This is a genomic window from Weissella bombi (assembly GCF_900094835.1).
Taxonomy (GTDB): domain Bacteria; phylum Bacillota; class Bacilli; order Lactobacillales; family Lactobacillaceae; genus Weissella; species Weissella bombi.
This window is the reverse complement of sequence record NZ_FMAO01000011.1, coordinates 51,692-61,489: the sequence shown is the minus strand read 5'-3', so window position 1 is coordinate 61,489 and position 9,798 is coordinate 51,692. Positions and strand designations below refer to the sequence as shown.

6 protein-coding genes are annotated in these 9,798 nt (G+C 33.4%); all 6 read left to right on the top strand.

What is annotated here, in order from left to right; all coding sequences use genetic code 11:
• Positions 1–625: 625 nt before the first annotated feature.
• The 6 genes from GA0061074_RS07335 to GA0061074_RS07310 all read left to right on the top strand — a co-directional run bounded on the left by GA0061074_RS07335 (position 626) and on the right by GA0061074_RS07310 (position 9,748).
• Entirely contained in the window at positions 626–5,341 is a 4,716-nt protein-coding gene (locus tag GA0061074_RS07335; protein WP_092463340.1) for a DEAD/DEAH box helicase, read from the top strand.
• A gap of 45 nt (positions 5,342–5,386) precedes the next feature.
• A complete protein-coding gene (locus GA0061074_RS07330) occupies positions 5,387–5,620 on the top strand; it encodes a hypothetical protein (protein WP_092463338.1) in 234 nt (77 codons plus the stop codon).
• Between the two features lie 567 nt (positions 5,621–6,187).
• Positions 6,188–7,102: a magnesium transporter CorA family protein gene (locus GA0061074_RS07325; protein WP_092463336.1), complete on the top strand. Its 915-nt coding sequence runs from the start codon at positions 6,188–6,190 to the stop codon at positions 7,100–7,102.
• Positions 7,103–7,273: 171 nt separating this feature from the next.
• Complete coding sequence (locus GA0061074_RS07320) at positions 7,274–7,996, top strand: ABC transporter ATP-binding protein (protein ID WP_092463334.1); 723 nt, start codon at positions 7,274–7,276, stop codon at positions 7,994–7,996.
• On the top strand, positions 7,996–9,099 hold the full coding sequence (locus GA0061074_RS07315; RefSeq protein ID WP_092463342.1) for an ABC transporter permease: 1,104 nt from the start codon (positions 7,996–7,998) through the stop codon (positions 9,097–9,099). Before GA0061074_RS07320 ends, GA0061074_RS07315 begins: the two co-directional genes overlap by 1 nt.
• A 4-nt stretch (positions 9,100–9,103) precedes the next feature.
• On the top strand, positions 9,104–9,748 hold the full coding sequence (locus GA0061074_RS07310; protein ID WP_092463332.1) for a TetR/AcrR family transcriptional regulator: 645 nt from the start codon (positions 9,104–9,106) through the stop codon (positions 9,746–9,748).
• Positions 9,749–9,798: the final 50 nt, after the last annotated feature.

The window sequence follows — 9,798 nt, the reverse complement described above, 5'->3', positions numbered from 1 at the left end:
TAGATGAAGATTTGAACGTTGTTTCAAAGAAAATCTTGAAGCCTGAAGCTTAATTAGAATACAAATTGATGAGACTACTGACAGTGATGTTGGTAGTTTTTTTGTAGGAGGATGAATAACATTATAAATTAGAAGTTTTCTATAATAAATTTACATAAATATATGTATAGAAAGATTTCTAGGATGTTCTAGTGAATCATTTAAAAACTATGCTAATTAAACTATGGTAAGATGTTTATAGTATTTTGAACATTATTGATGATGTTATGTAAAAGAGTAATAAAAAATTATTAAGGGACAATCAAAATATGACAAAAAATTTTTGAAAAAGTTATGATTCAGAGAAGAATGAAAGGTATAGTATTTATCCTAATAATTCAAGGGCTACAGTTGATAGTTTTTATGATTATTGGCAAGATGTTTTTAACCAAAAAGATTAAAAGCAAGGTTCAACTATACAAGATAGAAGCTATTAGCATAATATAGGCCAGAAATAAAAGATTTAAAAAAGTTGAATATACCAACACAGGATATAGAAAAAGGAAATCCTGTTTTAAAAAATCATGGTAGAAATTATAAAAGGAACATCTCAAAAAAAATGGTGATACTTTAGTAGGAGAATGTAATGAATGCACAGAATTTTAATGATTTAATCAACCAAATTAATCAAGTTGCGGGTGATATTCAACGTGAGCGCGGCACACTTTTTGAAAAGCTCGTATTGGCTTATTTAAAAAATGAACCAACTTATAAGGCATTGTATGAAAATGTTTGGTTATTATCGGATGTACCTGATAGTTATGGTATCTCTAAAAAAGATACTGGTGTAGATTTAGTTGCCAAACAAAAAAATGGTGATTTAGTAGCAATTCAAGCAAAATTTTATATGCATAAGGTTGGTAAGAATGCCATTAATTCATTTGTTGCTGAATTAGGAAAAAACTACTATCAGCGTGGTTTGATTATTTCGACAGTCGATGAATGGAATAGTAATGCTCGTGAAACGATTGAACAAAACGAAAAAGGTATTGAAATTATTGGCTTGTCCGATCTACGTAACTCTCAAATTGACTGGTCACAGTTTAATTTTGAACGTCCTGAGAAAGTAACTATTAAAAAGCCAAAACAATTGCGTGATTACCAACAGACGGCTAAAGAGAATGCACTTAATCATTTTAAAAATCATGACCGTGGGCAGTTGATTATGGCGCCAGGAACCGGTAAAACCTTTACTAGCCTAAAAATTTCTGAAGCACTAGCTAAAGAGCAAGATAAGCCGTTTAAAGTGCTATACTTGGTTCCAAGTATTCAATTATTAACGCAAACATTGCGTAGTTGGAACAATGATACAGAACTAACTATGACAAGTATGGCTGTGACATCAGATCGTGATGCTTCTCGTGGTACAGAGGATAATGAAGATATTAAAGCCGCTGATATAGGTTATCCAGCGACAACATCTAGTCAAAAAATACTGCAAAATTGGCGTGATTTTGAAAACGGTCAACTAACTGATATGGTCGTTATTTTCAGTACCTATCAGAGTATTGATGTTATTGGTGAGGCACAGAAAAAGGGACTGCCAGAATTTGACTTTATAGTCTCTGATGAAGCTCATCGAACCACTGGTGCTCACGAATCTACCAAAGAAGCTAGTATATTTGCCAAAGTTCACAGTAATAATAATGTTCAGGGACTTAAGCGCATGTATCAAACAGCAACGCCAAAGATATTTGGTGAAAGTGCCAAGAAAAACGCTAAAGAAAAAAGTATCTTACTGTCTTCTATGGATGATGAAAGTAAATATGGGGAAGTATTTTTCCGTATGGGATTTGGTCAAGCCGTGTCACATGGTATCTTAACTGATTACAAAGTAATGGTTCTAGCTGTTGATGAGGCAGCTATTCAAAAAGATATGCAACGAACGTTAGCTGATTCTGAAAATGGTTTAAATATTGATGATGTTGGTCGAATTGTTGGTATTTGGAACGGCATGATGCGTCGTAATGGATACAAGAATCCAGTGAAGAATAGTCCCTATGATGGGGCGCCTTTAGAGCGTGCAATAGCATTTACACGTACAATCGAAGAATCTAAAAAGGTATCAAACCAATTTGAAGAAGTTGTCAATGAATATATTGGCAATGCTGTTGATGAACAGTCTGTTCACTTATCAATGCGGCATGCGGACGGCCAAATGAACGCGCTTCAAAAGGGAGAAATTTTAGACTGGTTAGCCAATCCAAATAAACCAGCAGATGAGGCTCGTATTGTATCAAATGTGCGTTTCTTGACAGAAGGAATTGACATTCCCACGCTGGATGCGGTTATTTTCTTGTCACCTAAAAAATCACAGGTAGATATTGTTCAAGCAGTTGGACGGATTATGCGTAAAGCTGAAGGTAAAGATTATGGTTATATTATTTTACCTATTGTGATTCCAACAGACGAAACACCTGAAACTATTTTAGATAATAATAAGAATTATGAAACAGTTTGGCAAGTGATTAATGCGTTACGTTCTGTTGATGAGCGTTTTGAAGCTATGATTGATAAGTTAAATATGGCTAAACCTAAACAACTCAAGGTAATTGGTGTAGGAAGTGCACCTGATCAAATGAATAATCAGGAATCAAACATTGATAAAGATAATCCAGTGAACGTTCAAACTGAGTTAAATTTCGAATGGGACAAGTTTGAGGGTGCCATTTTTGGTAAAATTGTACAAAAAGTTGGCGATCGTAAATATCTAGAAAATTGGTCGCAAGATGTGGCTAAAATTGCAGAGCGACAAATTAGCTGGATTAAAACTAAGTTGTCAAATAAACAAGATCCAATCAGTCTAGAATTTAAAAAGTTCGTTTCATCACTGCGGCATAATATCAACGACAGTATTGATGAAAATCAAGCGGCGGAAATGCTTTCTCAGCATTTAATTACCAAGCCTATCTTTGAAGCTCTTTTTGAAGAATACAGCTTTGTGAATCAAAATCCTGTTTCAAAATCTATGGAATCGATTGTTGTTGAGCTCGAAAAAGCTGGTTTTACAAAAGAGCAAGAAAATTTAGAACCTTTATATGAGTCTGTTAAAATGCGGGCAGAAGGCATTGAAAAAGCAGAAGATAAACAAAAAATCATTGTCACTTTGTATGATAAATTTTTCAAAACAGCCTTTAAATCAACCACTGAAAGATTAGGGATTGTCTTTACACCAATTGAAGTCGTTGATTTTATTGTTCATTCTGTTGATGATGTGCTTAAGAAGCACTTTGGTAAGTCTTTAGCTAGTAAAGATGTACATATTTTAGATCCCTTTACTGGCACAGGAACCTTTATTGTTCGAATATTGACTTACCTAAAAAAACAAATGGATGCTGGAAAAATAACATTAGCCGACATTACGCGTAAATTCACAAAAGAGTTACATGCGAACGAGATTGTTTTATTAAGTTATTATATTGCAGCGATTAATATTGAAGCAACTTTTGATGAAATAAACGGTGATGAAGAAGGGTACGTGCCTTTTGAGGGTATTGTATTAACAGATACTTTTGAGAGTACTGAGGCTGAAGATACACTAGATGATGACTATTTTGGTACTAATGATAAACGATTAAAGCGGCAGCAAGAAGCACCAATTACTGTTATTATTGGGAACCCTCCTTATTCTGCGAAGCAAAAAAATGAAGACGGAAACCAAATTAGGACTGTCTATGAAAAATTAGACACAAGTTTACAAAATTCTTGGATAGAAACTTCCACAGCAACTAATAAGAATAATTTATTTGATTCTTATATACGCGCTATGCGCTGGTCAGCGAACAGAATTTCAGAAAATGGGATAATTGGATTTATCACAAATAATTCGTTCATAGATGGAAATGCAATGGACGGGATGAGAAAGTCTCTTGTGCAAGAATTTTCCGATATCTATATCTTAAATCTTAAAGGAGGTATTCGTGGAAAAACTAAGGAACAAGCTGTATTAGAAGGTGGAAATGTTTTTGACATTATGACGGGTGTCACGATCGTTTTTTTGATTAAAACAGCTAATTTTACAGGAAAAGGGAATCTTCATTATTTAGATATCGGAAGTAATCTTAATAAATATCAGAAATTAGAAAAATTGAAGGAATGGAAGGGACTATCTAGATTAGAATCAGACTTCCAAAGTATAACTCCGAATGATAAAGGTGATTGGATAAACAAACGTGATTCTAATTTTGATGAACTTATCCCTCTAGGTAATAAGAAGGGACAAGATGCTCTGTTTGTTGATTATACAGGTGGTCTGAAAACTGGCCGCGATGATTGGTCATGGAATTTTTCTCAATCTCAGGTTGAAGTAACCATGAAAAAAAGTATTGATTATTATAATCAACATCTTGGTGATAAAGATGTTTACGATGATAATGTTTCAGATATTTCTTGGACGTCCACATTAAAACATCGTTTTGAACGTGGAGAATCTCAAGCTTGGCATGGCGATAGAATGTATCTCGGAATGTATCGACCGTTCACCAAGAAGTATGTTTATTACGCAAAAGAATGGGTGGATAGACAATATCAAATGTCTAAGGTACTTCCTAGCACGACTGCTGTCAACTCTATGATTTCCTTTTCCAATAAAACAGGGGGAAAACGATTCTCAACATTAATGGTCAATGTTTTACCAGATGTTAATTTATTTTCAGGTGGCTCACAGAATTTGCCGAAATATTTGTATCATAGTGTTAATGAGGACGCTTTAGTTGAAATTGATGAACAATATTCGGCTATTCGTCCCGAAGTTATAAAAAACATATCAAATTTGAATGAGGAAGACGCTTTGTATTATGTTTATGGAGTTTTTCATAGCCCAGAATATGCGGAAAAATATTATAAAGATTTATCAAAGTCATTTCCAAAAATTCCTGAACTTCGATACAAAGAAAAATATGTTGAAATTGGGCATAAACTTGCAAATTTACATTTAAATTATGAAAATCAGCCAAATTGGGATGGCGTTGAAGTGCAAATATATGAACCAAATTATCGTGTTAAAAGGATGAAACATCCTAAAAATGGTAATTTGGATACAATTATTTATAATGAAAGCATCATAATTAAAAATATTCCTGATAGAGCATACAAATACATGGTAAATGGTAAATCAGCAATTGAATGGATTATTGATCAATATCAAGTGAAAATAGATACCCAATCAGGGGTGATGGATGATCCTAATAATTTCAATGATGATCCTAAGTATATTTTAAATCTCTTACTGTCTGTTATTACGGTAAGTATGCGAACCCTTGAATTAGTTGATGAATTACCAGAATTCGAAATATTAGAATAAAAGGAAACTTATTGATGGGAATATTCAAAAAGAGAATTAATAGTATTGAAAAATATTTATCAGATACGTCTGATAATAAAAACTTTTTTATTAGACATAAATGCGGCTATGTTAAGACCAGTTAGACAACACGTTCCATGGGGAATTTTCCCTAAAGGGGATAATATTTGGAATACTTTTAAAAATATTGCTGTTTCTAATCAAGTATCACAAAGCGACAAAAAATTAATCGAAGAACGTTTCAAATATTTAGAAGAATTTAAACCAGACATTGAATAACAAGGCACTGCAGGATGTTCAGGATATGTAGTATTTACTTTCACAAATAAAAATATCTATGTTCTATATTCTATCTTGTATGGCAATTCTACTTATGTCTTTGAAGGTAATTGGGAGAAAGTACTTTAATTAACTAAAAAGCAAATAATCTATATAAATATAGAATTATCCATGATAACAAGTAGCAAATATAAATAAAAAAGATACTTATTTTCTTTTAGAAAGGGAAGTCTATTCAAAAAGGTAAAGGTTGAATAATTTGTTTTTCTGGCTCTATGCTTAATAGAACAAAGTTATAAAATTGACTTAAATGGTTTGTAAAATATAGTTTGTGAATCTGATAATTTTTATCAGGTTCGCAAACTTTTTAGTTAGTAAATTTATAAAACAGTTCAATTGAAAAAGAGTGAAATTTTTAGACCCATGCTAGAAAGTATAGAACTTAAATTTAAGACTACTGACAGTGATGTTGGTAGTCTTTTTATTTTAGGCAACGAAATGTGTTTCGCTTATAAAAATCACTGATATAATAAGGTGCAAGGTTGTTAAAGAAAGGGATAAATGCTTATGTATCAAGAACACGTTGTGTTAAATGGTCAGCATTGGATTGATGTGACTGATCCGACAGATGAAGATCTGCAGCAATTAAAAACAAAATTTCATTTAACAAATAAGTTTGAATCTTATGTGCGTGATTCTAGAGAACGTTCACGATTTGAATATAATGATCAAACGAAAATGGCGATGTTGATATGGCAAGTTATCGTGAAGGATGATCAACTTAATGAATATCAAGTTGTACCAGTTAGTTTTATTTTGACAGAAGAAACGTTAATTTCGGTAGTCCCAGAGAATACCAATATTGTTAATCAGACATTACATGAATTGTTTGCCCAGATGGGGACAAAGCCATTGAGCATTTTAACTGTGTTATTACAATTATTGTGGCAATTAAATGATCAATATATGGATCAAATTGATGAGATTAATACACTCCGTGAAGCGTTGACAAAATTTCATAATAACCCAAGTAACCGTCAGATTAAGGGGCTATCTTCATTGAGTAATCAGCTCGTGCACCTAACGACCGCAATCGATAATAATGCAATGGCGATTCAACAGATAAAAATAAATGCAAATGATGCTACGGATGAGTTAGTTTTAACTGATAAGGAACGAAATCTGATTGCAGATGTTGAGATTGAGACAAAGCAAAGCCAGCAAATGACGCAGGATACAGCTGACTTGGTGGACCGTTTATCGAATACGTACAATAATTTATTGAATAATACTTTAAATGATACAATGCGCTTTTTAACAATTTGGTCATTAATTTTGGCAGTGCCACCAATTATTTCGGGCTTCTACGGGATGAATATGCATCTGCCTTTGGCAAAAGGCAATTTTGCTTGGTTTGGGACGATAATAATGACGGCTATTTTAATTATTATTATTGTGTATCTAGTTAAGAAGCGAAAATGAATTTTATTTGAGAGTAAATATGGAAATGTAAATTTTCTGTATTTACTCTTTTTATTTTTATGCGAGACATATCATTTACAGCATAAAAATAAAATGATAGAATTTTAGACAAATAGGTAAGTGAGTGATTACTCACTTGGTGAAAACGTAATAATTTGAGGGGTATTTTGCATGAGGAAGACAATAGTTAGTTTAAATAATGTACAAAAAAAGTTTGGCGACCAGGTTGTTTTAAAAGAAGCAAATTTTAACGTTCAACAAGGCGAGATAGTTGGATTGATTGGACCATCTGGGGCAGGTAAATCAACGATTATTAAAATTGTTTTAGGCATGGAGAAAGCGAATGCTGGTAAGGCGCTGGTATTTGATACGCAAATGCCAAATCGTGAGTTACTAAATAATATCGGTTATATGGCACAAGCTGACGCATTGTATGACGTGTTAACTGGTTATGAAAACTTATACTTTTTTGCGCAAATGAAAGGTATAAAAAAAGCGGTCATTAAAAAGGAGATTCAACACGTGTCACAAGTTGTTGAATTGACCGAGCATCTTGCAAAAAAAGTTAGTGGATATTCTGGAGGCATGAAACGACGCTTATCATTAGCAATTGCGTTATTGGGCGAACCGGATTTGCTTATTTTGGATGAACCAACGGTTGGTATTGATCCGGGCTTAAAGAGAAAAATTTGGCAAGAGTTATATCACATTAAAGAAGCAGGACGCACTATTTTAGTGACAACTCATGCAATGGATGAAGCTGAACTGACAGATCGGGTTGTCCTCTTGCTAGATGGTGAAATTATTGCGGACGAAAGTCCTAGGGAATTAATGAAAGATTATCAAGTAAATTCAGTCGAAGCTGTATTTTTGAAAGCAGAAGGTGAGCGATGATGCGAATTATAGCGATAGCGAAACGTGTATTAAAAGAATTACTACGTGATAAACGGACATTAGCGTTAATTTTCATTGCGCCTTTAGTTATATTGGCGTTGTTATCTTATATATTTAATGTGAATACGACGACAAACGCAACGATAGGAGCTGTGAATGTTGAACAAACATTGCGTACAACACTAGATGATACTAGTAAAATTAATGTTAAGACTTATGGTGATAATGAAAGTGCTAAACGGGCGTTAGCAGATGAAAAAGTTGACGCTATTATTAGGAATACAGATGGTGATTTGTACGTTACTTATGCTAATACAGATGTTGGTAAAACAAATGTCACGAAAGCAGCGTTACAAGGTGCTTTAACCAAAAATAAAATGACACAACTTGCTAAAGCTGTTAAAACAATGCAAGAAAAGTTGCCAACTGGTAGACAAGTTATTCAGTCATCAACGTCATCACCCACGATACACAATAGTTACAATTATGGGGATGGCGATTCAACATTTTTTGATAAGATGATGCCTATTATGATTGGTTTCTTTATTTTCTTATTTGTCTTTTTGATTTCCGGCATGGCATTATTGAAGGAACGTACTTCGGGAACGTTAGATCGGCTACTAGCAACACCAGTAAAACGTTCAGATATTGTGTTTGCTTATTTGATTAGCTATGGAATTGTTGCAATTGTACAAACCTTGTTAATTGTTGGCTTCTCGGTAACTCTGTTACATGTTGAGGTTGCTGGATCGATTTGGTTAGTCACGGTAACGACCGTTTTGATTGCACTAGTTGCATTGTCATTTGGTATTTTTATTTCAACGTTTGCGAAATCAGAATTTCAGATGATACAGTTTATGCCGATTGTTGTAATTCCACAATTGTTCTTTTCAGGACTTATTCCATTAAGTGCAATGGGAACTTGGGCACAATGGTTAGCATCAATTTTGCCCCTAAAGTATGGGGCTTCTGCATTAAATACGGTTATTTTAAAGGGTGGCAATTTCGATAATATTTTGGGTAACTTGTTGGCGTTAGTGGTATTTATTGTTATTTTGTCTGTTGGTAATATAATTGGATTGAAACGTTATCGAAAGGTGTAGTTATATGACTGATGTAGCAGGGAAAAATTTTGATGAATGGTTAGCTAATGCGGATATGCCTAATGGTAAACGTGAAATATTGAAAGCAACGGTAAAATTATTTGCTGAGAAGGGTTATCAAGGAACTTCAACAGCAATGATTGCACGTGAAGCTGGTATGAGTGAAGCCGCAATTTTTAAACATTTTAAAACGAAAAAAATATTATTGCATGCAATCTTACAACCATTGGTGCAACAACTTTTACCTAATTTTGGTGAACAGTTTGTCAACCAGGTTAAAGAACATGCAACGACAATTGATGATTTAATTGCATATGTTGTGCATGATCGCTATTATTTTTTAGTTAATAATTATCAAGTTGGTATTATTTTATTAAATCAAGTATTAGTTGATACAGATTTTTGTGATGAGTTAAAACAGATGTTACTGCCTAAGTTAGTACCTGGTTTTGAACAAATTCAGCAGTTGTTAGATACAACTGAAAATGTTGATTCAAAACTAGTTCCCAGTGATATTGGCAAACTTGTTATTGGACAATTTATGACACATTTTATAGGCCAATATAAGCTAAAATTACCACCAGAGGATCCAGAAGTGGTTATTAATAAAATAACGACTATCACGCAACGGGCGATTCGAAAGAATTAATAAAAATAAAAAGCGGATACACTTATAAAAAAGTGTGTCCGCTTTTATAT

Coding starts and splice junctions, on each gene's coding strand:
- GA0061074_RS07310 (WP_092463332.1), top strand. CDS start 9,104: ATGACTGATGTAGCAGGGAAAAATTTTGATGAATGGTTAGCTAATGCG.
- GA0061074_RS07315 (WP_092463342.1), top strand. CDS start 7,996: ATGCGAATTATAGCGATAGCGAAACGTGTATTAAAAGAATTACTACGT.
- GA0061074_RS07335 (WP_092463340.1), top strand. CDS start 626: ATGAATGCACAGAATTTTAATGATTTAATCAACCAAATTAATCAAGTT.
- GA0061074_RS07325 (WP_092463336.1), top strand. CDS start 6,188: ATGTATCAAGAACACGTTGTGTTAAATGGTCAGCATTGGATTGATGTG.
- GA0061074_RS07320 (WP_092463334.1), top strand. CDS start 7,274: ATGAGGAAGACAATAGTTAGTTTAAATAATGTACAAAAAAAGTTTGGC.